Origin of the sequence: Flammeovirga sp. OC4 (genome assembly GCF_000812565.1) — a bacterium.
GTDB lineage: Bacteria > Bacteroidota > Bacteroidia > Cytophagales > Flammeovirgaceae > Flammeovirga.
Genome location: NZ_JTAM01000028.1, coordinates 39,455 through 64,283 on the forward strand (window position 1 = coordinate 39,455; position 24,829 = coordinate 64,283).

General features: G+C 34.8%; 21 protein-coding genes and 2 tRNA genes. 4 read left to right on the forward strand and 19 right to left on the reverse strand.

The window, feature by feature from the left end:
• Positions 1-95: 95 nt before the first annotated feature.
• From PL77_RS16330 to mgtE, 4 genes are all read right to left on the reverse strand, one after another.
• The gene (locus PL77_RS16330) at positions 96-2,225 is read right to left on the reverse strand and encodes a 7TM diverse intracellular signaling domain-containing protein (RefSeq protein WP_082026588.1); all 2,130 of its coding nucleotides are present in this window, start codon (positions 2,223-2,225) and stop codon (positions 96-98) included.
• Between the two features lie 28 nt (positions 2,226-2,253).
• On the reverse strand, positions 2,254-4,482 hold the full coding sequence (locus tag PL77_RS16335) for an FAD/NAD(P)-binding protein (RefSeq protein ID WP_044207528.1): 2,229 nt from the start codon (positions 4,480-4,482) through the stop codon (positions 2,254-2,256).
• Between the two features lie 5 nt (positions 4,483-4,487).
• A complete protein-coding gene (locus PL77_RS16340; RefSeq protein ID WP_044207530.1) occupies positions 4,488-5,297 on the reverse strand; it encodes a hypothetical protein in 810 nt (269 codons plus the stop codon).
• A gap of 168 nt (positions 5,298-5,465) precedes the next feature.
• On the reverse strand, positions 5,466-6,872 hold the full coding sequence (mgtE, locus tag PL77_RS16345) for a magnesium transporter (RefSeq protein WP_052444487.1): 1,407 nt from the start codon (positions 6,870-6,872) through the stop codon (positions 5,466-5,468).
• A 207-nt stretch (positions 6,873-7,079) separates the two neighbouring features.
• On the opposite strand from mgtE, the gene PL77_RS16350 reads away from it, so the two are divergent.
• On the forward strand, positions 7,080-7,670 hold the full coding sequence (locus PL77_RS16350; RefSeq protein ID WP_044207531.1) for a riboflavin synthase: 591 nt from the start codon (positions 7,080-7,082) through the stop codon (positions 7,668-7,670).
• Between the two features lies 1 nt (position 7,671).
• Positions 7,672-8,373, forward strand: coding sequence for a LytTR family DNA-binding domain-containing protein (locus PL77_RS16355; protein WP_044207533.1), 702 nt, complete (start codon positions 7,672-7,674; stop codon positions 8,371-8,373).
• Positions 8,374-8,466: 93 nt separating this feature from the next.
• On the opposite strand, the gene PL77_RS16360 is transcribed toward PL77_RS16355, so the two are convergent.
• The 3 genes from PL77_RS16360 to PL77_RS16370 all read right to left on the reverse strand — a co-directional run bounded on the left by PL77_RS16360 (position 8,467) and on the right by PL77_RS16370 (position 11,365).
• Complete coding sequence (locus PL77_RS16360; protein WP_044207535.1) at positions 8,467-9,027, reverse strand: hypothetical protein; 561 nt, start codon at positions 9,025-9,027, stop codon at positions 8,467-8,469.
• 36 nt (positions 9,028-9,063) lie between these two features.
• Complete coding sequence (locus PL77_RS16365; protein WP_044207537.1) at positions 9,064-10,626, reverse strand: hypothetical protein; 1,563 nt, start codon at positions 10,624-10,626, stop codon at positions 9,064-9,066.
• A gap of 418 nt (positions 10,627-11,044) precedes the next feature.
• The gene (locus tag PL77_RS16370) at positions 11,045-11,365 is read right to left on the reverse strand and encodes a helix-turn-helix domain-containing protein (protein WP_044207539.1); all 321 of its coding nucleotides are present in this window, start codon (positions 11,363-11,365) and stop codon (positions 11,045-11,047) included.
• 126 nt (positions 11,366-11,491) lie between these two features.
• Here PL77_RS16370 and PL77_RS16375 point away from each other — a divergent pair, with 126 nt between their 5' ends.
• Positions 11,492-12,004 (forward strand): lactoylglutathione lyase family protein, encoded by a 513-nt coding sequence (locus PL77_RS16375; RefSeq protein WP_044207542.1) that lies wholly within the window; start codon positions 11,492-11,494, stop codon positions 12,002-12,004.
• 89 nt (positions 12,005-12,093) lie between these two features.
• Here PL77_RS16375 and PL77_RS16380 read toward each other — a convergent pair whose 3' ends face one another.
• The 12 genes from PL77_RS16380 to PL77_RS16435 all read right to left on the reverse strand — a co-directional run bounded on the left by PL77_RS16380 (position 12,094) and on the right by PL77_RS16435 (position 23,912).
• Positions 12,094-13,518, reverse strand: coding sequence for a hypothetical protein (locus PL77_RS16380; protein WP_044207544.1), 1,425 nt, complete (start codon positions 13,516-13,518; stop codon positions 12,094-12,096).
• Between the two features lie 99 nt (positions 13,519-13,617).
• Positions 13,618-14,169 (reverse strand): YceI family protein, encoded by a 552-nt coding sequence (locus PL77_RS16385; protein ID WP_052444488.1) that lies wholly within the window; start codon positions 14,167-14,169, stop codon positions 13,618-13,620.
• Between the two features lie 364 nt (positions 14,170-14,533).
• Positions 14,534-15,175, reverse strand: coding sequence for a lipoprotein signal peptidase (locus PL77_RS16390; RefSeq protein ID WP_253273995.1), 642 nt, complete (start codon positions 15,173-15,175; stop codon positions 14,534-14,536).
• Positions 15,176-15,247: 72 nt separating this feature from the next.
• Positions 15,248-16,732: a TrkH family potassium uptake protein gene (locus PL77_RS16395; protein ID WP_044207548.1), complete on the reverse strand. Its 1,485-nt coding sequence runs from the start codon at positions 16,730-16,732 to the stop codon at positions 15,248-15,250.
• Positions 16,733-16,745: 13 nt separating this feature from the next.
• Entirely contained in the window at positions 16,746-18,089 is a 1,344-nt protein-coding gene (gene trkA / locus PL77_RS16400; RefSeq protein ID WP_044207551.1) for a Trk system potassium transporter TrkA, read from the reverse strand.
• 138 nt (positions 18,090-18,227) lie between these two features.
• On the reverse strand, positions 18,228-19,772 hold the full coding sequence (locus PL77_RS16405) for a YifB family Mg chelatase-like AAA ATPase (RefSeq protein ID WP_044207554.1): 1,545 nt from the start codon (positions 19,770-19,772) through the stop codon (positions 18,228-18,230).
• 51 nt (positions 19,773-19,823) lie between these two features.
• Positions 19,824-20,924: a tetratricopeptide repeat protein gene (locus PL77_RS16410; protein WP_044207557.1), complete on the reverse strand. Its 1,101-nt coding sequence runs from the start codon at positions 20,922-20,924 to the stop codon at positions 19,824-19,826.
• 179 nt (positions 20,925-21,103) lie between these two features.
• On the reverse strand, positions 21,104-21,799 hold the full coding sequence (locus tag PL77_RS30715) for a hypothetical protein (RefSeq protein ID WP_052444489.1): 696 nt from the start codon (positions 21,797-21,799) through the stop codon (positions 21,104-21,106).
• An 88-nt stretch (positions 21,800-21,887) separates the two neighbouring features.
• Positions 21,888-21,960 (reverse strand) — tRNA-Gln (locus PL77_RS16420).
• Between the two features lie 35 nt (positions 21,961-21,995).
• A tRNA-Gln gene (locus PL77_RS16425) sits at positions 21,996-22,068 on the reverse strand.
• Between the two features lie 101 nt (positions 22,069-22,169).
• Positions 22,170-22,601: a hypothetical protein gene (locus PL77_RS16430; RefSeq protein WP_156152401.1), complete on the reverse strand. Its 432-nt coding sequence runs from the start codon at positions 22,599-22,601 to the stop codon at positions 22,170-22,172.
• A 306-nt stretch (positions 22,602-22,907) separates the two neighbouring features.
• Positions 22,908-23,912 carry a kelch repeat-containing protein gene (locus PL77_RS16435; RefSeq protein WP_044207562.1) on the reverse strand — a complete coding sequence of 335 codons (1,005 nt, stop codon included), beginning with the start codon at positions 23,910-23,912 and terminating at the stop codon, positions 22,908-22,910.
• Positions 23,913-24,362: 450 nt separating this feature from the next.
• Here PL77_RS16435 and PL77_RS16440 point away from each other — a divergent pair, with 450 nt between their 5' ends.
• Positions 24,363-24,815 carry a type I restriction enzyme HsdR N-terminal domain-containing protein gene (locus tag PL77_RS16440; RefSeq protein ID WP_044207563.1) on the forward strand — a complete coding sequence of 151 codons (453 nt, stop codon included), beginning with the start codon at positions 24,363-24,365 and terminating at the stop codon, positions 24,813-24,815.
• Positions 24,816-24,829: the final 14 nt, after the last annotated feature.

Consider the following 24,829-nt stretch of genomic DNA (forward strand, 5'->3'; position numbering starts at 1 on the left):
TCTTTAGTACAAAAGTCTTTTTTTTATAAAAAAATCCTCATAACGCCTGTTAGCTTTATGAGGATATAAGTTATATAATTATTAGTGGACTATTGTTAAACTTCAAATCCAACAACAAGGATATCATCTACTTGAGCAGTGAAGTGATCTTCTTGACTCATCCACTTCTCTAATGTGCTTATAATTTTTGATTTTTGATCTTCCATAGTTGCACTTAGAGAAGTATCTCTTAATAATTCTCTGAATTTCCTCACCATGAATTTCTTATTGTCACCTCCACCTGTCTGATCTTGATAACCATCAGAGAAAAGATAAAATTTCGTGTCTTTTGTTGGAATAACGTGAGATTTGAATTGAGCTGTTGTCTTTTTATAGTTACCACCAATTGAGTAGCTATCACCTTTTACTTTTGTAACTTCTCCGTTTTTCACATACACCAATGGATTTTTGGCTCCTGCAAATGTTAACTCACCTTTCTTTTTATCAATGCGTACTAATGAAACATCCATACCATCCATATTGGTATTCATTTTTTGCTTCAAAATTTCTGATATTCTTTTATCCGCTTCTAACAAAATATCTTTAGGATCGCTTACTCCTTCCAAGCTGACAATCTCCGTAAGTACCTCATTTCCCAACATACTTAAGAAACCACCAGGTACACCATGACCTGTACAATCACATGCTGCCAAATATATAATTCCATCTTTTTCATGTGACCAGTAGAAATCTCCACTTACAATGTCTCTCGGTTTATAGAAAATAAACATGTCCTTTAATACTTTCTTTAACTGATTCGTATTAGGTAACATTGCGTCTTGTATTCTCTTCGCATAATTGATACTTGCCTTTGTATTTTCGTGGGCTTTTTCAATAATGTTGGATTGCATTTTTACAGTCTCAAGAGTAGTTGATAACTCTTCAGTAAGAGCAGTTAATTCAGTGTTAGCTTCAGAAAGTTCGTGTGTTCTTTGAGTCACTCTTCTTTCCAGCATTACGTTTTGCTCTTTGATCAACGTTTCATTTTTCTGTAATGCTTCTAATACTTCTAACTGCGCTCTTTCTTTTTCTTCTTTTAATGTTTTCAGCTTATCACCCAAGGCAAAAGAGAGGAATAATACTTCTATACCCGAACCGATCTGCATTGGATTTAAGTACATACTTACCTCTAGTACATTGACACTCTCTAAAATTGCAGCGATAAAGCCTGCATTCAATGCACCCCAGGCAATTAAGTAATATTTGGCAGGCTTATAACCTCTTTTATATGAAATCAAACTTGCTATCAATAATAGGAATCCAAGTGTTAAGAGCCCTACTTGTGACATCATTAATGCTTCCACTTTAAAGTCTAAAATGATGCTAGCAATAATAATGAATCCCCAAATGATGTAAAGTGTAAACCCTTTTTTGATGATTGGAGGTAATGTGTCTCCTTGGATAAACTTTTTAGTAAAAATAACAGCTGTGATTTGAGTAAATGCGGAGCTGATGACCACAAACTCATTAATAATCGGTGTTTCTGGCCATAAATATTCAAACATATAACCAAATACCGCTGCCATAAATACAGTAATACTCAACACATAACAGACATAAACGAGATAGATATTATCTCTTGTAGAGTACCATACAAAAAAGTTATAGAAAAACATCAAGAGCATGAACCCAAAGTAAATACCTTGGTAAAAATCGAAATCATGCTCGAAAGCAATAAAATCGGTGATTGTTCCTGCTCTTAATGGGAAAAATAAAGGCTGAAGGGCCGATACTTTTAAATATATAGTGGAATTTTGTGGTTCCGTTAACCGGAATACAAAATTCCCCATATCGATTTCTCTTGTACTAAAATTATAAGCATCTCCCGTTTTTACCGTTTTCAATAATAAACCTTCCTTGCTCACTTCATAAAAGTGCAAGGTGTCTAAAAAGGCACTACCTACTTCAATATAATTATGCTCAGCATCCAACACATTCGTCTCAAATTTCACCCAATAAGAAGATTTGGTAGACTGAAAATTTGGAATTTCCTGATTATAAAATTTAAATAAGTGGTCTTTATTCCCTGAAATCACATCCATTTCTGAGATAGAATGAGATGCATCTTCAAGAATCATCACTTTAGTACCAATATTCTCGAACGTATGACTCCTAGCGTAAGTAGAAGAACTACTTACTATCAAAAATAAAAGTATTAGGTAGGTAAATCGTGCTGGTAAAAACATAAAACAAGTTTTTAAAAAAATGAGAGCGCTATTCTTCAATAACTCCTAAGAGAGCGTGTTGTCTTTCAATGGATTTATTTAAACTATTTGTTAGTATCTTATCTGCAGCCTGAATGCCTGAGATAACAGTTCCTTCCATATAGCCTACATTCAATCCAAAATTGATCCAATCTCCTGTAAAGAATAAATTTTTATATTCCGTTTCATCGGTTTTTAATCTATACTTATTGGTTCCTGGCTGTGCTAATACATAATGCATTGATGGATCCATATTAGTGACAAAACACTGATTATTATATTTTTCCATTGGATTTGCATTCATATTCTTATCACATAGCAGTGAGTAATCGAATTTATTATTCTTTCTAGCTTTTGGCCAGAACCAACCCATATAATTATCCATCCAATCTTCTGCGACTTTCTTCAACAGGGCAACTTGCTCTTTGGGGTAATTTGTATTACTTCTTGGTGGTTCAGGGTAATTGGTAGGCCAAGTTCCACACCAATAACTGATTTGTTTTGCTTCTGATTCAGGTTTCCAGTTTTCATAAGGAGCAATGTAGGTCATAGAGGTCCATGAATATAAAGGATCCTCATAAATGACGGTATTGGCATAAGAACCATCTTTCATTCCCCATTCTCCTAAATCCATTCCTAAACCTTCAATATCTTCATTTAACCAGAATTGAACATTAAGTGTAGCGGTAGCTTTTACCTTTTCCACCATATTCTTCCATTTTGGTTTTTTCTTCATGATTTCAGAGCAGATATATTCTAAAGGCTTGATTGAAGTTGCCAGTACAGCAACATCAAAATCTTCTCCTTTCTTCAGTTCAAGAGACTCAACATTTTCCCAACCTGACCAATGAGATTCTATATCAATATTTTTTTCCTTGATTTCAGCAGCTTGTGCCTCATTAATCTGAGACAAATCAGGATGAAGTGTCCATTGGAACAATCCTTTTTGCTTTACTAGAGGCTTATATTTAGTAAGACCTTCTTTAAGATCTACCTGTTTTCCAACAATAATTTCCTCAATTTCATCAGTTTCAGAATATTTCACTTCGTCCAAATGATGGAAGAAATGAAAGTTGACTCCTCTGTCTTCTAATGCAACATAAAGTGGGGCTGTAAAAGTTCCCCCAGTTCCTCCTCTTAGGTTCCAAACAAAGCTTCCTTTGTAACTTGGGATCATCAACATCATTCGAACAGAGATATCAGCAGCTACAGTTCCTTTTTCTCCATTGTACTTATTGGCAAATGTACCTTTATATAAGAATCGTACAATAGCAGAGTTAATCACTTGCTCACTTGCTCCGTTCATTCTCAACCAATCAGAAAAATCATAGTTGTTGATGTTTTCCCATTCGTATTTGCCTGTTTTCACATTATAAACATCTTTGAAAACACCTTCAATACAAACAAGTGATAGTTGTACAATTTCTGAAATTCGTCTTAAGTGATTGCCTCTAAATAGAAGTTTAAAGATCCATGTATTCAGTAATTTTACAATTCGATCTGAATATTTGATCAAGTCTTCTACAAGGTCCACTCTATCATCTAAACGTTCTAATTCATCTATTTTTTCCTCTAGTGACTTAAAACGTTTTGTGTGATTATATTTTCCTTCTTTGATACTTAGTTTTTTAGCAAAGCGTAAAGCTAGTCTTTCTAAACCAGAATATTTCTTGATTTTTTCTTCAGCAATAGGTTGGTCGAAGAAAAGGTGTGCTAGTAAATCATTCCAGAATCCTACTTTTCCGGAAGTATTTTCTTGATAAGGCGATCCGATTAAAACTTCTAATCCTAAAGCAATAAATTCTTTAATTAAAACAGAAGAACTTACTGGTTCACCTGATCCAGGAACTCGGTTGTTGTCAGGAAAAACAAATGGCCAATCGATCCAGTTGCCATTTTTATCTTGTTCTACCATGGAAGTTACTGGGTTCGGGTTGAATCCATCTCTCCATGTTTGAAAAGCACCGTCAGGGTTTAAATTATGCTCTGCAATGTATTCATATACTTCTTGTACCATTCTGAAGGCATTGTCATACCAACCTTGGAACATGTGAATACCTCTTTCCTCCACTCTTCCTTCTTCACCTAAACCTGTAGTAGCTTTACCTCCACATCTCCATCCCGATTGATAAAGATGAATCTCATATTGGTCTTGCCAGTTTTTAATGCTTGATAGTTCCCAAGCTGTAGTCAATCCGGAGATGCCTCCTCCGAAAATTGCAATTTTCTTCTTAGTCATAGTATTTAAATTTGGGGATAGTTTACCTTATTGTCGACAATAAAATTTTCGAGTTCAGGAATTTCCAACAATTCTGAAATGTAGAAATAGATCTTTTTTAAATGTCTTTTTATGATAACCTTATCTAATATATAGGAGATCAATGTGCCTATATCAAATCCGATATCCAACACATTAAGCATATCTCTAAATTTTAATGGATAGTTTTCAGGATATAAATCTTTTATTTTTACTAATATATCCACTGCTGGTAAGCGTGGGTTGGCCAATATTTTACCTAAAGGCCCAAATAATTCTGTTTTTCCCTCTACCATTACTTCTGCATAAAGTAAACGGTCTAAAACTTCATTGATAAAATACTGTTCGATCCAAGACTCTTCTTTCGCTAATTCTTTGTATTCAATGTATCCATGAATAATGCTTGTATTGTGTGCTTTATACCAAGTACTAGAACAAGGATTAGAAAGGTAATCCACCCATCTTTGTACAGGCTGAGGAAGATCTTTACATTCTAACTTTTTCTCAAAAACATAGGATCCTAAAACTGAGTAATAAATGAACTTAAGATTAACATTATACCACCAACGGGCGTGATACTCTTCTGCTAGTACACCTCGTTCTACTTCCCATTCTAAAAAGTCAATTTCAGAATTACCAAAACCATATTGGTTCCCGTCTGCAAAACCATATTTTACATAGTATTCTTTTCGAGATTCCAATCTTTCTTGGGGGCTGTTTTTAATGGAATTAATATAGGCCTCCGCTTTTATCGACAAAGATTGATAGTCAGAGAGTTGCTGTTCAGTTGATTTCATAGAAACATTTAAAAAGTAGCTCATAGCTTGAATGTAAATCTAATGTAAGCATTATTCTGGAATAATTTAAGTCCTACAAAAAACTTCTTTCTAAATCTACTGTTTTTGCTACTTTAATAATGTCTCTAATAATCATCAAAATGGTGAAAATGAATTTACTGTGCTGAATTAACCGACAGCATTGAGAAGAAAGGCAGTTGCTAAGCTGAAATAAATTAACAGTCCTGTAACATCGACAATAGTGGTAATTGCTGGACTTGCAACGACGGCAGGGTCTCCTTTCATTTTTTTGACGATAAGAGGTAAACCTGCTCCAATCATTGTAGAGGTGACCACTTGTAAAGCCAATGCTAATGAAATAATAAATGCAACATAGGATAACGTAAGTTCTCCTGGCAACATAGCATTAAAAGAGAGTAATGTTACTTTGATAAAAGCAATACTAGATAGACAAACCGCTAAAAGCAAAGCAATTCTCATTTCTTTAAATGTGATTTTCCACCAATCTTTGGTAGTCACTTCACCTAAAGAAAGTGCTCTAATCACTACAGTACTTGCTTGACTACCTGCATTTCCACCAGTATCTGCTAGCATAGGCATGTATAGGGCAAGAATTACCATCTGATCCAAAGCATCTTCAAAATGATGGAGAATCAGACCTGAGATCATTCCTATGATTGCCAAAGACACTAACCAAAGCACCCTTTTTTTGAAATGTCTAAAGACAGAAATATCCATGTAGCCTTCATCATCATCTTCATCTGCTGACGATGTAATACCCATCATTTTTTCCATATCCTCCGTCTGTTCAGCGACAATGACTTCTATGGCGTCATCATGACGGACAATACCGACTAGTTTTCGCTCTTCGTTAAGGATAGGTAGTGCTACCAGATTATATTTTTCGATTCTTCTGGCAACTTGTTCCCTGTCTTCATCCACTGTAGCAGCTACAAAATCAACAATCATAAGATCTTCAATTTTGTCATCTAATTCTGCCAGAATAAGATCTTTCAGAGTCACAAAACCTAATAGTACTTTTTCATCATCTACTACATATACATAGTAGATCATTTTTTTACTTGGAGAATCTTTCTTTACCTTATCTACCGTTTCTCGGACAGTCATCCAATTTCTTGCAGTTGCAAAATCTGTAGTCATAATGCCTCCTGCAGAGTCAGCATCATACCCACTCAATTCTACAACATTGCTTCTTACCTGTTTGTTGAGGTAAGGTAACAAAGCAGATTGTTCATCTACTGTCAATTCCTGATAAAAATCGGCTCGTTCATCAGAACGCATCGCTTCAAAAACTTTAGAAAAAGATCTTCTTTCAAGACTCTTAAAAAGGTAATATTGAAGGTCTCTGTTGAGCTCACCGAAAATCTGAGCTTTCTCTTTGTTAGGGAAAAGGGTAAATATGATGAGAAGGTCTTTCTCTTCTAGTCTCTCAAGGACTTCAACAATTTCTACAGGAGGAAGTTTTAATAAAACCTCTTCTAGTACATTCCAATTTTCATTGTCAATCAATCCTTTAACAATCTCATATCTTTGTTCTATATTGGTTACAGTCATAAGAAAAAGAAAAGTAGATAATAGGTAAGGTAATTTCTAGATAAATAAGCCTTGGTATGTTTTGAGCATACGGTTGATATCGGCTATATAAATGATGATTGTTCTCTGCGAGTACCTTTTTGTCATCACTTAATACACAAAAGTAAAACTTCTCTTCGTAAATTTGCCTAACTTGTATTGTAATAATAATTAAACCATAGTCATAGAATGTTTACAGGAATAATTGAGGCACTAGGAACCATTGTTGATATCCAAAAAGATCAAGAAAATACAATATTTACGGTTGAGTCAGTTATCTCAAACGAATTAAAAATAGATCAAAGTTTAGCACATAATGGTGTTTGCTTAACAGTTACACATATTGAAGATAACAAGCATCAGGTAGTTGCAATTCATGAAACTTTACAAAAAACAAATTTGGGAGATTGGGCTGTAGGTGATGTAGTAAATCTGGAAAGAAGTATGCCTTCTCATGGACGTTTTGACGGACATATTGTGCAAGGACATGTAGATCAAATTGGTGAGTGTATTGATGTTGTGGATGAAAAAGGAAGCTGGAGATTTACATTCCAATATGATCCTTCAACTAAAAACTTTACAGTTGAAAAAGGTTCTGTTTGTGTCAACGGTGCAAGTTTAACAGTTGTAGATGATGCAAAAGGTCAGTTTAGTGTAGCTATCATTCCTTATACTTTTGAGCATACGAACTTCCATAAAATCAAAAAAGGTACTAAAATCAATTTAGAATTTGATATATTAGGAAAATACATTCAAAAGTTAAAAACATTAGAACTATAGTATGGCCGATTTACAATGTGTCATAGTGGATGATGAGGAAGTATCTCGTATGGTAGTGAGAGACTTTATCAAAAGAACCAATGGCTTAAAGCTTGTAGGGGAATTTGATAATGCTGTTTCAGCATACGAAATGCTGAAAGATACAGCCGTTGACCTTCTGTTTTTGGATATAGAAATGCCACAGATGACAGGGATTGAATTAGTTCAATCACTTGAAAAGTTGCCTGAGGTCATTCTTATCACCGGACGAAGGGATTTTGGTGCTGAAGCCTATGAATACAACCTTACCGATTATTTGATCAAACCAATCACTTATCCTCGTTTTCTGAAAGCTGTAGAGAAAGGAAAAACTACTATTGAAGAAAGTGATCAGAAGTTGGTAGAGAATAGTGAGGATGATACTTTGTATGTAAAAGCCGACAATAAGATCGTAAAACTATCTCTAAAGAATATTTATTTCGTAGAAGCTTTATCAGATTACATGTTGATCAATACAATTGATAAGAAATATGTGATTCACTCGACAATGAAAGCTTTAGAGAAGAAGTTTCCTGATAATTTTATACGTGTTCATCGTTCTTACATTGTCAATCTTACAAAGGTTGAAACAATAGAAGATTTACAAATTGAGATGCCTCAGAAAAGTATTCCGATTGGTAATTCTTATAAAAACAACTTCTTATCAAGGTTGAATTTTTTATAAGGAACATGTTTTAAAAATTAAGGTCATATCAAATTCAATTGATATGACCTTTATCGTTTTTAACTGCTTACCCCAAAAGCATGACAGCTAAAATCATATATCTTTTATTTTACTATCTAAAAAAATCTCTCCAAATGTATTTCCAATAATGGCTGGATATTCTTTATCCTCTGTACAGTGATTGTAGGTAAATACTTTTTTTATAAAACTATGCTTCTCGTTCTTTAAGACTTTAATACATAGATATCCTCCATCTATACATATTGCGTCATCAGATTTCTCATATTCCTTATTCCAAAATCCAAGATCTTCTAGCTTTTGTTCGAATTTTTCAACTTTAATCTCTTTTACATCTACAATTACAGAATCTAATTTCAATTGGTGAGTAACGTATTTCTTTTGCACTATTTTCGATACTTTTCCATCGGAATAAACTCTATAAAAATACAGGCTTGTTCCATAGTAACGTTTAAGCTCATATACTCTAAAAGTCTGTCTAGAAAAAGATTCTCCTAACACATTAATGAAACGCTTATCAGTATTTTGAAGTCCCTGATACAACTGTTCAAAAGAGATTTCATTTAAAACATCCTGAGCTTTTAGTTGATTTGTACCTAAAAAGAGAATAATGATTGTGATTGAAAGTATTTTCATTTTTGTCTATTTTTCCAACTTTAAAAAATCAACTTTCTAATCGCCTGTTTCCTCTCCATAGGAGACACTAAAATTATAGGTTACATCATCTGTTTGCCCTTTGATATCCGTAGCCGTGATAGTTAAAGTATAAATTACTTCACCAAAAACTGGGGGATCAGCATCAATAGTAAACGCAGTGTTTAGAGTTGTACCTAAGTCAACAGGATAGGTAGTAAACACTGTAGGGTCATCCAATGATCCATCAATAGAATTAATACCTTCAGTATTACTTGTGAAACTATATTCTATTGAAGCTAGTCCTACATTTTCCTGTACTTTACCTTCAACAAAGATGTCTATACTATTTTTACCAATCAGTCTATCTGTCAAATCCAATACCTCGTTCTCAGGAACATATTCTTTAGTACCATCAATCACTAAATCTGCAATTCTAATGATTGGAGCTAAATCCTCTTTGGCTACTAATGAAAACCTAAAGAAAGTAGCTTCTTCCCACGTTTGTTCTCCATCTTTTACAGTGATATTTATAAAGATAGTTTCCCCTGCTTGAGTATCCAGAAGGTCGAAACTAAATTGGAAATCATCATTGTTAAATACTTGCGCAAGGTCCTGTTCATTGACACCTTGAAGATCAACTTCAATAGGTGTTTCGTTCACAACAGGAGCGGGTTCGCCAATAGATGGTGCTACACCAATTCTTGATACTTCTAACCTAGCAGAATCTAATCCTCCAGCATCTGTAAAGACAAGACTGCTTAGACTAAACTGTTCGCCAGGAAAAAGTGTTACAATTCTATTTGAAGGTATCTCAATACCAGACTCTTCTTGATAAGAAACAAATACAGCGGGTTGATCATCACAATTGACATTAATCTGAGTAGTTTCTTCAGTCGTGTTTCCAAAAACGTCTTCAGCAATTAGTTTTAAATTGTAAACCCCATTTTCTAAACTATCAGAAATAAAGAGCTGCCTTTGTACTAACTCAGCAACATCTATTGTATCAATACTATTGGCTTGAAAATATCTAGGCGTAGCATCTGCTATACTCACTCCAATTCTTTTAAGTGCGATATTGTCAGTGACTAAGGCGTTGACAACTATCCTCTCCGCTCTACAAAATGCTTCATTTTCTAAGTTGCCTTCAATAGCTGAGGTTACCGTGAAATTTTCGATCACTGGAGATTGAACATCAGCCCCAATTAAAAAATAAGCAGTATCCACAATGAAATTATTCCCTGCATCTTTATTACTGATTTCCATTAAGTATCTACCCGTTCTTACATACGAAGGTACAATGAAGGTTGTATCAAATTGCAGCTGACGAGCAAGTACTTCAGAAAACGTTTTTTCAAATGCAAAAATGACCGTATCGTTAGCAATTAATTGAGGGTTTTCAATTTGAAATTTCACTTTACTTTCTTCAATTAGAGCATTGTCTTTGAAAGTAATAGCTACTGGAAATGAATCTTTGTAATAGTAAATCTTATCACTTACAACGTCAGTCGTAACTGTTGGGTCAAATTCATCTTCTAGAGCTATACAGGAGATGAACGTTGAAAAAGCAAAAAGATATAAGGCTAGATTCTGAAGTTTCATAAATTAAAAATTACCGTTAGTCAACCTGCAAGTTACTAAATGTTAACCATAGTTAATAGACTTTTCAATAGCAATGAAAGTTTTTTGGCGATTTTAAATCATAATTACTGATATGGTAGCTGTTAGGTAACACCACTACATTTTTTATGTAATTTTTAAATATAACTCTTAAAAAAGTTATAAAGCCTCCCGTTTTAGATTAAAAAGCATAAATACCTTCAGTAATACCTCCCAAAATTCCATATTTGTAATGTACCAAGTAAGAAATTAATGACTGAGTTGTACTACTTGAGTAGTCTCAACAAATCATTGAAAGAAAAACTATGTTAAGCAGCATAGAAGTCAGATGAATAGATTGAAGAGAGAGCTTGGAGAAGGCTAGTTTTTTTGAGACTAGCCTTCTTTTTTTGTCTAAACTTTATGGTTGTTTCTCCATTAAATCTTTCCCCCATTGATCCATCAATTGCAGTACCTGTCTTAATGAATATCCTAACTCCGTTAATTCATACTCAACTCTTGGTGGTACTTCAGGATATACAGTTCTTTTGATTAGTTGGCATTCTTCCAATTCCCTTACCGTTTGTGTAAACATCTTATTTGAAATCTCTGGTATTGTCTTTTGTAGCTCTCCAGATCGCATTTTTCCTTCCAGTAAATGGAAAAGTACCAAAGGCTTCCATTTACTTCCTACAAAGTCCATGGTGAGGTGAAGGGAACATTCATATTTTTTATTAATCATCTTATTTTTATTTGTCTTATAATCAGTAATTCACACCTTTTGGTAACTATAGTACTTTATTGTAAGATATTGATTTACAGAATACTTATATTTAATATTGGACCCAAAATAAACGAAAAAATACTTATGAGTAAAGAACAAAGCTACCCTAGATCATTTTCCCATATTGGAATCACTGTGCCTGATATTGAAAAAGCAGTAAAATTCTATTCTGAGATCATGGGTTGGTATGTAATTATGCCTCCTTCTGATGTTGTGGAAGAAAATGAAACAGCAATTGGTCAGATGTGTATTGATGTATTTGGTAGTGGATGGGGAACTTTCAAAATAGCCCATTTAGCGACTTCAGATGGTGTAGGTATCGAGTTGTTCTCTTTCCCAACTACTGAAGCGAAAAAGCCGGAGTTCAATCCATTTAATGCAGGCTTATTCCATTTTTGTGTTCAGGATCCTAACATTGAAGAATTGACGCAAAAAATTGTGGATGCAGGAGGAAAACAAAGAATGCCAATCAGAGAGTATTATCCGAATTCAAAACCTTATAAGATGGTTTATGTGGAAGATCCTTTTGGAGTTGTATTTGAGATTTATACACACAGTTATGAGTTGACGTACTCTTCTGGTGCATATACAGAATAATGATATTTACTTTAAACTAATGGTATATGAAAAAGGTCAGCTCTTAAAAAGAACTGACCTTTTTTCTTTATATCTTAATTCAAGGTAGATTAGAAGCTAATAGCTGCCTCAATCATGAAACCATTGAATTTACCATCTTCATAAATTGCGTCAACTGAACCACCGACAGCACCTTCTGGAGCACCTGTTACACTTGCATTGTATACGTCATAACCTTCGTAAGTTTGCATCACGTAACCTGCTTTCATCATAACGTTTCTTGTCATGTACCAACCTGCAGCAACTTCTAGACGGTTTTGACGAACGCTAGCTTGAGCTACGTCCCAAGTACCTACAACATTGTCTTGTCCATCAGGAATTGTTGGGTCGATGTAGTTACCACTTTGAGCACTGTTAGTACCCCAAGCTGTATTGTACTTACCACCTACATAGAATTGCTCATTCTTACCGAAACGGTAGATTAATTCAGCATTTAATTGGTTCCATTGTCTTGTTTCTGAGTTATCAGCTGCCATTTCACCTTTGCTAGCACCGTTAGATACTTCATAAGTACCGAAGAATTCTAAACCTTTGAATTTCACAAATGGGTTGATCATGAATGCTGTGATGTTACCAGTGAAGTCTGGGTTCACACGACCATTTCTGAATGATGAAGTAGGGCTGTGACCAGGAACATCCATTACAGAGTAGAATCTTGAACCTGCTCTATCACCTGCATAAAGGTTTGAGTTAGCAAGGTTAGAGTTGTGATAAACTGAACCTGTTAAACGAGCTCTTAAATCATCGTTGATTTGCTTGTCAACACCAATCTTACCATATACTGACCAGTTACCAGTTGAAGTTACACCTTGGTTTAATTTACCATTTGAAAGACCACCAACTGCAAGGAAACCGTTTTTCTGCGCCATTACTTCCATTGCCATTTCAGTAGCAAATGCATCCATGATAGTGTTACCCATAAACGCATTACCTAAAGCATAAGCATTGTTTGTACGACGGAAGTGTTGGTCACCGTAGTTTAATTCCATTTGACCAATTTTAATGGTTAATACATCCATTAAGTTATCAGCCAATTGACTATTTAAGTTTAAGAAGTTTAAGTTGTCAATTTGTAAGTAACCACCCATTACCCATGCATCATTGTGGTGACGAGATGAAAGGTAAGTTTGTAAATGTACTCTCACACCATCCGCTAACTGAGCGTCAATGTTTAAGTTGGCAGTTGGAAGGTTAACACCTGGGTGAATTTCGGCTAACGCTACAGCACCACTGTTAGAGTGTCCTAAACCTTGCATTTGTAATGCGAAGTCCGCACCAACACGTACTTTCATTCCATCAAATCCAACAGTATCTTCTTTCGTTGTTTCAAATACGTTTACGCCACGTTGGTCATTGTAACGCATGTATTGCATATCACGATCAAAAACTCCGTTAATTTTTTGGGCCATAACATTCCCAGCAAGCATTGTAAGAAGTAAAGCAAATACTCCTGTAATCTTGTATAGACTTTTCATAATAAATCTGATAATATAAATTAGGTATAAATATTAGGTAGGTATAATTGAGAAAGGAAATGAAGCAAATGATCTTACCTTTTCCTTATATCATATATTCTAGTTGAATGATGCGGAGTAATCGATTGTTACTTCATCTCCAGTAGTGATAGTACCAAACATTGCTGTTGGAGGATCAACATTATAAGTAGTCATATTGAAAGTAGTTTTACCTTCAAACTTTACTTTTCCACCTTCTACAGAAGCATCTGCAAGAAGTGTCACTTCTTTTGTAGTTCCTGCAATTGTCAACTGTCCTTGTGCTTTTACGGCACCGTTAGCGTCAATTGTAGCAGAAGTGGTTTTGAATGTAATGGTAGGATTACTTTTTTCTTTTAAAGCCGAGTAGATGTTTTTGTCCATCGCTCCTTTTCCAGATTTGATGCCTTTTACGACGAAAGTTAAATCAAGATTATTTACGGCTGTAATTTTATCTCCTTCAAGTGTTACGTCAGCGTTTCCTGTTACATCATTAACGTCGCAGTGCCAATCGTGTAAAGAAGAAGTTCCCTCAATTTTAATTGTACTATTGTCTTTTGAATAGTTTTTAGTTTGTGCAAATAAATTGCACGTAGCAAACAGTGATAAAATGAATATTAAGTTCAGTTTCATTATTTTAAAGTTTGATAATTGGATAATTTTTTAGCTGTGATTCTACTTAGGTACTAGTATATAGTAGATTAAATTTCTCTTTGATCATCGAATACATGTGCAATGTAACGGCTTAAATTTGATTTATATGTTGTTATTTAGTTAGTAACAGTGAACAAATCGCAATAAGTGTAAACCAACGTTGCATTTTACAAAAGTATTCTTCTGTTAGTGATATTCATCATTTATTAAAAGTGACCAACATTATTTACAACCCTTTAAAAGGGTGACTTCAGTCGGATTACACTTTTTTAAAATAAAAAAAGAGTAACAGTTTTCACCATTACTCTTTCTAAATTTATCTTTAGGATGTTCTTACAAACATCTATTTTTTTTCTTCGTGGGCTTTTTCAAATTCAGTGAACTTATTTTGGAAGATTAAAATAAAAGTCACTCCTAAGAAAATAGCAGAGTCTGCAATATTAAAGACAGGGCTGAAGAATAAAAAGTGATCTCCTCCTATCATTGGTAACCATGTTGGGAAGTTTCCTTCAATCATTGGGAAGTATAACATATCAATTACTTGCCCATGAAACCAAGGTGATGAAGAACCTGGTATAGCGTTGCCTTCGATCAACACACCATAGAAAATACTATCAATGGCATTGCCAATAGCACCTCCTAGTATCATGGCAATACAGATAAGGAAGCCAGGGTGTGTGGGTTTCTTATAAAGATTGTAAATGGCATATACAATCCCGCCTGATGCAATTATTCTAAATAGGGTCAATAATAATTTTCCATATTCATTTCCGAATTGCATACCAAATGCCATTCCTGGATTGAGTAAGTAATGCAAACGGAACCAATCACCAATAACATGTATTTCACCAAGTGTTCCCATTTCCATAAAATTATGGACAAGAATCTTACTGATTTGATCTATAATTATGACTAAGATGGCTACACCATAAATAGCCGATAGACTAATTTTCTTTTTATTTTCTTTCACTACTTCTAACTCCACTATTATTTATTTAAAAAATTGCTGTTTAGAACTAAGTACTTTGGTAAAATTAATTCTAGACTTGTACTTATTTTAGAATCTACTCCAAAAGTATGGTGTGAAGATAATCATTACAGTAAACAATTCTAATCTTCCTAACAACATTAAGAAAGATAATACCCATTTTACTGCATCAGGAAGATGTGCAAAGTTATCTACAGGACCTACCGAACCAATACCAGGTCCAATATTACCTAATGAAGTAGCTACAGCGCCTATTGCCGTCATTAAGTCAACACCCAATGCTGAAAGTACCAAGATTCCAAGACCAAAAATTAAGAAATAGGCCATAATAAAAGCAAGAACATTAAATGTAATCCCTCCTTTAACGGCTTTATTATTGAACCTTACAGGAATAATTGCTGTAGGGTGTAACTGTCTTTTTAATTCTAGGAATGTATTTTTAAAAAGGATAATATGACGAACGATCTTCACACCACCTGCTGTAGATCCAGCCATACCTCCACAAAACATCAATACAAATACAACCATTGTTGCATAAGGAGCCCAAGCCGTATAGTCTGCCGAGACATAACCAGTTGTGGTCATAATAGAGACCACTTGGAACAATGCATCTCTAAATGATTTCTCAAATCCTAAGTTGGTAGTATATGCTACTACTCCACCAATAGAAACAGTAGATAAGAAAATAATTCCAATGTAATATCTGTATTCTTCGTTAGTCCAGATTGCTTTGAACATTCTCTTAAATAAGAAATAGTTCAATGTAAAGTTGGTTCCTGCTAGAAGCATGAAGAAGATTAAGATATACTGAATATATGGACTCATTGAAGCCGCACTATCGTTGTAAGTAGAGAAACCTCCTGTAGCCATTGTGGTGAGCGCATGATTAAGAGCGTCATAAAAGCTCATCCCTCCTGTCATCAACAATATGGTTTCTATGACTGTTAAACTAGCATATACCCACCAAAGTCTTTTGGCGGTTTCTTTAATTCTTGGTTGAAGCTTATCTGGAGAGATACCAGGAGCTTCAGCAACAAAAAGCTGCATACCTCCAATGCCTAAGAAAGGTAATATGGCCACCGCAAGTACAATAATACCCATTCCTCCAATCCATTGTGTGAGGCTTCGCCAGAATAAAATGCCCTTCCCTACACCTTCAATATCAGTAAGAATAGATGCTCCAGTAGTAGAAAAACCTGAAATGGTTTCAAAATAAGCATCTGTAAGTGATGGAATTTCGTGACTGAATAAATAGGGTAAACTACCAAAAAACGCCATTAAGGCCCACCCTAATGATACAATGATATATCCATCTTTCTTCTTGATTTCTCTTTTGTAGCCTCTATGTTCACCATAAAGTATTGTCAATCCTCCAGCCAGAATACTAATTACTCCTGATTGTAATAATGCAAACCAATCCTCTCCTCCAAAATAAAAAGAGAAAGGCAGGCATATAAACATGAATACTCCATTGAGTACAATAAGAATACCCATTATTCTGGCAATTAAACCAATATTAAATTGACTTTTGCGCTGTTGAAATTGTTCTCCCATAAAAAATCAGTGCTTAACGGAAAAATGCTTCTACTTTAGAAATACATTCCGGTCGTGTTAATACCACGGCTCTGTCATAAGGTTCAAATTGGAAATCACCCTTAGGAATATAAGCTTTTCCTCTTCTAATTGCACCACCAATGATGGCAGATTTAGGGAAACCTAATGCTTTTAATTCCTTTTTAGTAACTGGAGAATTCTCGTTGACTACAAATTCTAATACTTCGGCGTCAACACCATGAACGTTTGTTAGTGAAATAATTTCTCCCCTACGGATATATCTAAATATGAAGCTTGCTGCTATTAGTTTCTTATTGATCAATGTATCTACACCCATATTTTGAGAAAGGTGGATATAATCCATATTTTCTACCAAGGCAATAGTCTTCTGAACCCCGTGTTTCTTCGCTACCAATGAAGTGATAATGTTGGTTTCTGAATCACCAGTTACTGCAATAAAAGCATCTGCTGTGTCAATTCCTTCCTCTTCAAGTAAGTCAACATTTCTACCATCACCATTAATCACCAATGTATTTGGTAGTTCTTCCGCCATTTCAATTGCCTTGTCTCTATCTTTCTCGATTAAAACGACATTGTACTTGTGGCTTAACGAACGAGCGGCATAGAAACCTACTTTACCGCCACCTAGGATAATCAGGCGCTTGATTTTTTTGGATTGCTTTTTACCTGTCAATTGAAGCACACTTTCAACACCTTCAGGTTTTGCAATGTAATAAACGTGGTCTCCCAATTCAAAACGTGTATCACCTCTTGGAATGATCGTCTCATCATTACGAAGAATTGCGACGGTTAAGAATTTAAAGTCTTTATTGAGGTAGGTTGTCTCTTCCAGAGTTTTTCCACAAAGAGGTTTTTCTTCATCAATAGTAATACCGATCAGTGATAAAAGCCCCTTCTCAAACTCAAATGTATCTGTAATTGCCGCCTCTTTTAGTAGACGCTTGATCTCTTTTGTAGCCAATAATTGTGGGGAAATCATTTCATCCACCCCCATCCTTCTCATATCTAAAACCTCACGAGCATGTAAGTATTCACTATTTGTAATTCTTGCAATAGTTCTCTTAGCTCCTAACCTTTTTGCTACCATAGCAGTGATAAGGTTGGTTTCTTCAGAAGAAGTGACAGCGATTAGCATGTCAGATTTACTCACATTTGCATCATCTAAAGTTGCAAATGAAGTAGACGAACCTTTGATTGTGGCAACATCAATATGATTTGCCGCATGGTTTAAACTATCCTCATCTGTATCGATAAGGGTAATATCGTGATCTTCGTGTGCCAGTAGTTTTCCTAAGTGGAACCCTACATCTCCAGCACCTGCGATTATGATTTTCACAAGTTAAATCTCTTTATTGATAGTACTTATCTCCTTAATAGTTGGAAGACACTGCAAATATAGTGTGATTTTTTGGATAGCGATAATTTTTAGAGCTTGTTTGGAATATCCTCATTGGGAGCGTTGTAAACACCATTTTTATCCCTCAGCCCAGCTTTCTCTATCTAAACTTCTATATTGAATAGCTTCCGCAATATGTTCTGCTTTAATATTCTCACTTCCTGCAAGATCTGCTATGGTTCTTCCGACTTTCAGAATTCTATCATAAGCTCTTGCAGAGAGGCCTAAACGGTCCATGGCTGCTTTCAAAAGGTTTTTTCCTAATGCATCTAAGACACATACCTGTTTTACCAATTGTGAAGGCATCATGGCATTGCAATGTACTGCATTTGTAAAATCTTTAAACCTTTCTTCTTGTATTTTTCTAGCCTCAATCACTCGTGCTCGTATAGCCTCACTGCTTTCAGCGGGTTTTACCTCTGTCATTTCTTCAAAGGAAACAGGTGTGACCTCTACGTGCAAATCAATTCTATCCAAAAGCGGACCACTTACTTTATTCAAGTAACGTTGTACGGCTCCTGGAGGGCAAGTACACTCTTTTTCGGGGTGGTTATGATAACCACATGGGCAAGGATTCATACTTGCAATCAACATGAAATTGGCAGGGAAATCTACAGACATTCTGGCTCTAGAGATGGTTACTTTTCGTTCCTCTAAAGGTTGACGCATCACTTCTAAGACTGTTCTCTTGTATTCTGGCAATTCATCTAAAAACAAAACGCCATTGTGAGATAAAGAAATTTCTCCAGGCTGAGGTATTCCACCGCCTCCTACCAAAGCGGCGTCGCTAATAGTATGGTGAGGTGCACGGAAAGGACGTGTTGAAATCAATTGTCCATTCGAACCCAATTTACCCGCTACCGAATGTATTTTAGTAGTTTCTAAAGCTTCTTGTAATCCTAATGAAGGAAGGATCGTGGGAAGTCTTTTAGCCAACATTGTTTTTCCAGCACCAGGAGGGCCTACCATGATGACATTATGACCTCCAGCCGCCGCAATTTCCATGGCCCTTTTCATATTTTCTTGTCCCTGAACCTGAGAAAAGTCTACTTCATAGTGATCTAGTGTATCATTAAAAAGTTCTCTTGTCTCAATTTTCAAAGGTTGAATCTCTTTGTCTCCCTGAATAAATTCAATGGCTTCTAGCAATGTAGAGACGCCAATGATATCGAGGTTATTGACGATGGCGGCTTCTTTGGCATTTTCAACAGGTAGGATAAAACCTTTGAAACCATTTTTACGTGCTTCAATCGCTATCGGTAAAGCACCTTTGATGGGTCTTAGCTTTCCATCTAAAGAAAGCTCTCCTAAGATGATATATTTATCAAAGTCTCTTGCTCCAATCTGTCCAGAAGACTGAAGTATTGATAAGGCTATAGGCAAATCAAACGCTGCTCCTTCTTTTTTAGCTTCCGCAGGAGCCAAATTGACAACTACTTTTTGTCTAGGTATGGCATAACCGAAGTGTTTTACGGCAGATTCCACTCTGTGCTCACTTTCTTTGATGGCACTATCAGGTAAGCCTACCACATAAAGGTTTTTACCTGTTAGTACATTTACTTCAATTTCTATCAGTGTAGCATCTACTCCATACACGGAGCTTCCAAAAGTTTTTGAAATCATAGTTTACTGGTAAATTTTAGAATCGTTAAACGATATGTATATAGTTAGAGTTTATGACTGCACTTCTTCTGTATCAGAACTGTTCAAATCCTCTTCAGAAGGTGGTGCATATAGTTTTCTTAGTGTTGCCTTTAAGTTGATTAAAGCTAATCGAGCATCTTTATAAGTCGGATCTATTTCAAGTGCTTTCTCGTAATTCTTTCTTGCTTCAGCATAATTTCTTAGTACATATTGATTGGTAAGTCCAAGCTCATACCAAAGCTCTTTTGTTTCAGGATTGTATTTTAGTGCTTCTAAGAATATTTTGTTTGCTTCTAAAGGTTGTCTTCTTCTTCTGTAAAGTTTACCCAAAAGCCTTGAAGATTTCCAATGTGAAGGCTCTTCTTTCAAAACTTCCTGAAATATAACAATAGCACTGTCATATTTATCTTGCTCATTGAGTATGCTTCCATATGAATATTTCATGTCAGAAGAATTCAAAGACATCTTTTTGGCTTCTTGATAGGTAATTACTGCTTTTTCTAAATCATTTAGAAGAACACTTTCTTCAATGATACCTGCATAAGCAATGGAATCTAATGGATCAAAGTCTATTGCTTTTTGGTAATTTGTAATAGCAGTTTTAGAATCTCCCATTTTGGAAAAGGTTTTTCCTAATGCTCTGTAAGTTTTGCTGTTTTGAGGAATTTCACGTAGAGAGCTTTCTAAAAAATAAATGGCACTATCAAATTGATTTAATGCAGTGTATGAAGAACCAATAAATGTTTTTAGTTGAGGATGTCTATAGCCAAGTTTCATTGCTTTTTTTCCATTGGAAATGGATTCTCCCATATTGCCTAAAAAATAATATGAAGTCGCAATTCCAAAGTAATATACACCTTGGGTGGAATCCAATAAAATGGCTTGTTCAAGATCTTCTAACGCTCCAGCATAATCTTTCTTTCTTACTTTCACACCACCTCTCTTAGCAAAAAGAGATGCATCATTAGATTTTTGAGCAATAATATCATCTAAGAAAGAAATTTGTTTCTCATAAAATTCATCTTCGTGTGCAGAAGCATCCACTAATCCTTCTAGTGTATTTTGTTTTTTCTGACAGCCCAAAAGGCAAATTAAAAGTATAAATGGAGTAAAATATTTTTGAAACAACATTTTTACGGAATGCAATTGATGAATTAAAAACGGACTTTAGATTTCTCTAAATCCCTCAAAGTAATGGGATAAAAACCCTTTTGACTTATTTTATCTTATGATTTAGAATGCAAAATGCATAAAAAAGCTCACTTTGGGGAGGAAGTGAGCTTTTTATGTATAGTATTTTTATAAAAGAATTATGATAACTTATTTTCTCTTTTTCTGAGAGCACTTAATTCTTTTTGTAATTCTTCACCTTTATTTCTTTCAGTCACTAGTTCTCTACGCACTTGCATTTCTCTTTCTTGTGCTCTAGTTCTGAAATCATCAAATTCAGTCTGTAAAGAGTCATGATCTTTTTTGATCACACTTACAGCTTGATTATTGGTTTGGAAACGAATTAATAAAACGATGACCACAATGATTAATACTGCAATAATAGCAAAGGCAGTATACATCACTGAGTACTTAGGTACATCCATTCCTACAAGGTTAATGTAATCACCTAATTCAATTAATCTGTCTTTTTCTCCAAGGCGTGATTGCATTTCTTTTACCTCTTGCTGTGCTAAAGTCGTTTCTTTACGAGCCATAGCCGCATCTGAATAGGCTGTTTGCAATGAGTCTTCCACTAAAACCCAATAATCATCAAGCCAAGCCTGCTTGATCATTCTATATTCTTTCCAACGTCCACCACGTTTCGACATGAATTTGTAACCTTCTAATAGGGTATCATCTGCAGGACCTGTTGGTTTAACTTTTTTAGGGGTAGAAGTGGATGTATTTGTTGTACTAGTAGAAGTACCTGAACCTGCAGTCTCTTGTGCATAGGCAGTGGTTAAAGTAACCATTAACACAAAAGTTGTAACTAATTTAATTATTCTTTTTAACATGCTAGTAATTTTTTAAGCTATCTGTTTTACAAATATAGAAATAGCAGACAAAAAAAAAGCCTTATAGCGAAAAACTATAAGGCTTTTGTTGTCCGACCAGGTCTCGAACCTGGACTCTTCTGAACCAAAATCAGACGTGTTGCCAATTACACCATCGGACAGTTTTCAAAGAAAGGCTTCGGATATTTTTTGGTAGTTGTCCGACCAGGTCTCGAACCTGGACTCTTCTGAACCAAAATCAGACGTGTTGCCAATTACACCATCGGACAATCTTCTGAAGCCGTTTCTCTGAAATGCGATGCAAATGTAGAGGGATAAATTTTACTTTCCAAATTATTTCAAAAAATAATCAACAAATAAATGTAAATATTTAAAGGTTCATTCGGGAGTATCTACTGTTATCCATCACTATTTCTGTATTTAATTGTTGAATAAAATATTGGATATCAGTATTTTCTATGTCGATGAAAAACTGATTTTGTGTTCCGTTTTTTAATTTCACTTCTAATTGAAAATTTCCAATAAATCCGAAATAAAATAATAAAGAAGCACCCAGAAACATCGAAAGTCCAGTAAAAAGAGACACACTACCTATGTTGGCAGCGACTAAGGATAGCGGCCCAATAATACCACCGATAAGTAGAGGTAGTATGAGTTTTTTCTTTTTTAATGACACTGAATGTATCATCTTTCTTTCAAATTTACGATGGGTGGTGGGTAAAGAAATTTCCAAAAAGAAGCTTGAAAGTTTTAAGAAAAAATAGGAATCTAACTCATATTTTAGGTCATCATTTTCCTCCATTTTAATCCAGTTGTAGAGGTAACTATAGGAATAGTAATAGCCGTCGTTATCTTGTGTGAGATCACTAACGGTATACTCTTTCTGTACTGAAAAATATGGTTCTTCTTTAGACAATGTGTATTGTTGGGGCTAGGTTATAAAAAAAGATTTTTGTTCTACTTTAAGTACCAATCATCATGAGATGACTTTTTATCATTGTTCTAGTACTTACATCTAATATACAATTGAATTTTGATGCTTGTTCAAGTAGTACATTTATTCTTATAAATTATTATTCCAAAAGTGAATTATATAAAATATTTCTTGCTACTTGCTCAGCTTCTCCATTGTATTCACTCTTCCTCCTCCTCTTACTGGGCTTCCACCAAAAACATAAATGCCTCCTTTGTATAAAATAGCATTTGTACCATGTCTTCCTTCTATCATATCAGGCATCAATGACCATTTATGAGTCGTTAATTCTAAAACCTGAGTTTTACTCGAAGCTTTAGGTTGAGCACTTTCACCACCCATATATATCAGGTAATTATCTAATTTGACAACACCTCCTGCTGCACTTGGGTAAGGAAGACGATCTTCTAGAGTAATCCATTGTTGTGTTTTAAAATCATATACATCTACAAAAGGATTGGTGTATTTAAAGAATGCTGTAAAATTGTTTTTATGGTGTACGCTACTGTTTCTTCCTCCAATAAGGTAGAGTTTATCATTAGCTACAATAGCATTGAAATGATCTCTCAAGTGAGGAGCGGAAGTTAATTGCTCCCATGTATTGGTAGATAAATCATAAACATCGAAACGGTTGGAACAGCCTGAGGTGTGACCGTTTGTGATACCACAAGCAAGGTAGATTTTATCTTGATATAAAACAGCTCCACCGCCTCCTCTCCTTACTTCTTTTGGAATGATTCCTTGTTTTTTCCATTCATTTTTTTCAGGTTGATAGGTCCAAATATGTTCTAGAGGTGTTTCTACAGGGTAATTACCTTTCATGGCCCCCACAAAATAAATATGGTCATGATAAGAAACTGCCTGAAAATGATGCATAAAAAAAGGAGCGTCTCCTACTTTGGTCCAAGTGTTAGAAGATGGATCAAATACCTCTACAGCTTTTGACTCACGGCCACCTATCAAATAGAATTTGTCTTTATGGAGAACGAATGACGTTTCATGTCTTCCATGAACTGTCTGATTTTGAGTAACAGAAGACCATTGATAATTTGCTAAGAATTGATTTTGAAGTTCGTGTTTCTGAGCAAAAGCACCCAGTGAAACAATGAGTAGATGGATAGTTATTAGAAGCTGTTTCATGTTCAATACTTTGGTTAAGTTGAAAGAAAACCTTTCACTATCTCAATATTATCAAAAATGTAGGATTAAAAAAAAGTATCCTCATTATCAATATTTAGTATATAGTGAACTATTTGTGTTGGTATTGAAAGATAGATACCTTTTCATATTAAATAGTACTTTAATTAAGTAGCTGATCATAATTCAAATGCATTTAAGCTATAAATAATTTTGAATAGGTACTTACTAATTAATAATCCATGAAAATAATGTTGAGTTGATGGAAATGAGCTTTTAGTCAGTGATTTAAAATGAAAAGTAATAATGGTGTGAAGAGTTTTTATTAGGATTCACTATTAAGAAAATTACATGACAGTAATAACAAATTCTAATTTTGATTCAAATTGCTGGTGGAGAAACCATAATAAATTAATGAAGTATTGTAAATTTACTTCAAATTAGATTCAATGCATGCAAGAATTAAATCTACCGAAGTCAAATGTCCGTTTAGAAGAAAAAAACGGGAAGCAGTATATTTTTGATCCAATTCGAAAAAAAATGCTCCAACTCACACCTGAAGAATGGGTAAGACAACAGTTTTTACAAATGTTGCTTTCCATGGGAGTTTCCAAAGGGTTGGTTGGGATAGAAAATGGACTGAAGGTAAACAAAAAGGCAAAGCGTTCGGATCTTCTTTTATACAATAGAGATGGTCAACCTTTTTTACTGATAGAATGTAAAGCACCATCAGTCAAATTAACGAACGAAACTTTTAAGCAAGTAGCCGCTTACAATGCTACTTTAAAGGCTCCGTTTATTGGTATTACCAATGGTTTGCAACATTATTTCTGTAAAATCGATTTTGACAATTCTTCCTATCAGTTTTTAAAAGAGTTGCCATTACCTCCTTACGTTAAAAAATAAGTTATTCATATCAA

Coding starts and splice junctions, on each gene's coding strand:
- PL77_RS16395 (WP_044207548.1), bottom strand. CDS start 16,732: ATGGGAGAACAATTTCAACAGCGCAAAAGTCAATTTAATATTGGTTTA.
- PL77_RS16335 (WP_044207528.1), bottom strand. CDS start 4,482: ATGACTAAGAAGAAAATTGCAATTTTCGGAGGAGGCATCTCCGGATTG.
- PL77_RS16375 (WP_044207542.1), top strand. CDS start 11,492: ATGAGTAAAGAACAAAGCTACCCTAGATCATTTTCCCATATTGGAATC.
- PL77_RS30715 (WP_052444489.1), bottom strand. CDS start 21,799: ATGTTAAAAAGAATAATTAAATTAGTTACAACTTTTGTGTTAATGGTT.
- PL77_RS16355 (WP_044207533.1), top strand. CDS start 7,672: ATGGCCGATTTACAATGTGTCATAGTGGATGATGAGGAAGTATCTCGT.
- PL77_RS16365 (WP_044207537.1), bottom strand. CDS start 10,626: ATGAAACTTCAGAATCTAGCCTTATATCTTTTTGCTTTTTCAACGTTC.
- PL77_RS16340 (WP_044207530.1), bottom strand. CDS start 5,297: ATGAAATCAACTGAACAGCAACTCTCTGACTATCAATCTTTGTCGATA.
- PL77_RS16410 (WP_044207557.1), bottom strand. CDS start 20,924: ATGTTGTTTCAAAAATATTTTACTCCATTTATACTTTTAATTTGCCTT.
- PL77_RS16385 (WP_052444488.1), bottom strand. CDS start 14,169: ATGAAACTGAACTTAATATTCATTTTATCACTGTTTGCTACGTGCAAT.
- PL77_RS16370 (WP_044207539.1), bottom strand. CDS start 11,365: ATGATTAATAAAAAATATGAATGTTCCCTTCACCTCACCATGGACTTT.
- PL77_RS16350 (WP_044207531.1), top strand. CDS start 7,080: ATGTTTACAGGAATAATTGAGGCACTAGGAACCATTGTTGATATCCAA.
- PL77_RS16330 (WP_082026588.1), bottom strand. CDS start 2,225: ATGTTTTTACCAGCACGATTTACCTACCTAATACTTTTATTTTTGATA.
- mgtE (WP_052444487.1), bottom strand. CDS start 6,872: ATGACTGTAACCAATATAGAACAAAGATATGAGATTGTTAAAGGATTG.
- PL77_RS16430 (WP_156152401.1), bottom strand. CDS start 22,601: ATGGAGGAAAATGATGACCTAAAATATGAGTTAGATTCCTATTTTTTC.
- PL77_RS16360 (WP_044207535.1), bottom strand. CDS start 9,027: ATGAAAATACTTTCAATCACAATCATTATTCTCTTTTTAGGTACAAAT.
- PL77_RS16405 (WP_044207554.1), bottom strand. CDS start 19,772: ATGATTTCAAAAACTTTTGGAAGCTCCGTGTATGGAGTAGATGCTACA.
- PL77_RS16440 (WP_044207563.1), top strand. CDS start 24,363: ATGCAAGAATTAAATCTACCGAAGTCAAATGTCCGTTTAGAAGAAAAA.
- PL77_RS16435 (WP_044207562.1), bottom strand. CDS start 23,912: ATGAAACAGCTTCTAATAACTATCCATCTACTCATTGTTTCACTGGGT.
- PL77_RS16380 (WP_044207544.1), bottom strand. CDS start 13,518: ATGAAAAGTCTATACAAGATTACAGGAGTATTTGCTTTACTTCTTACA.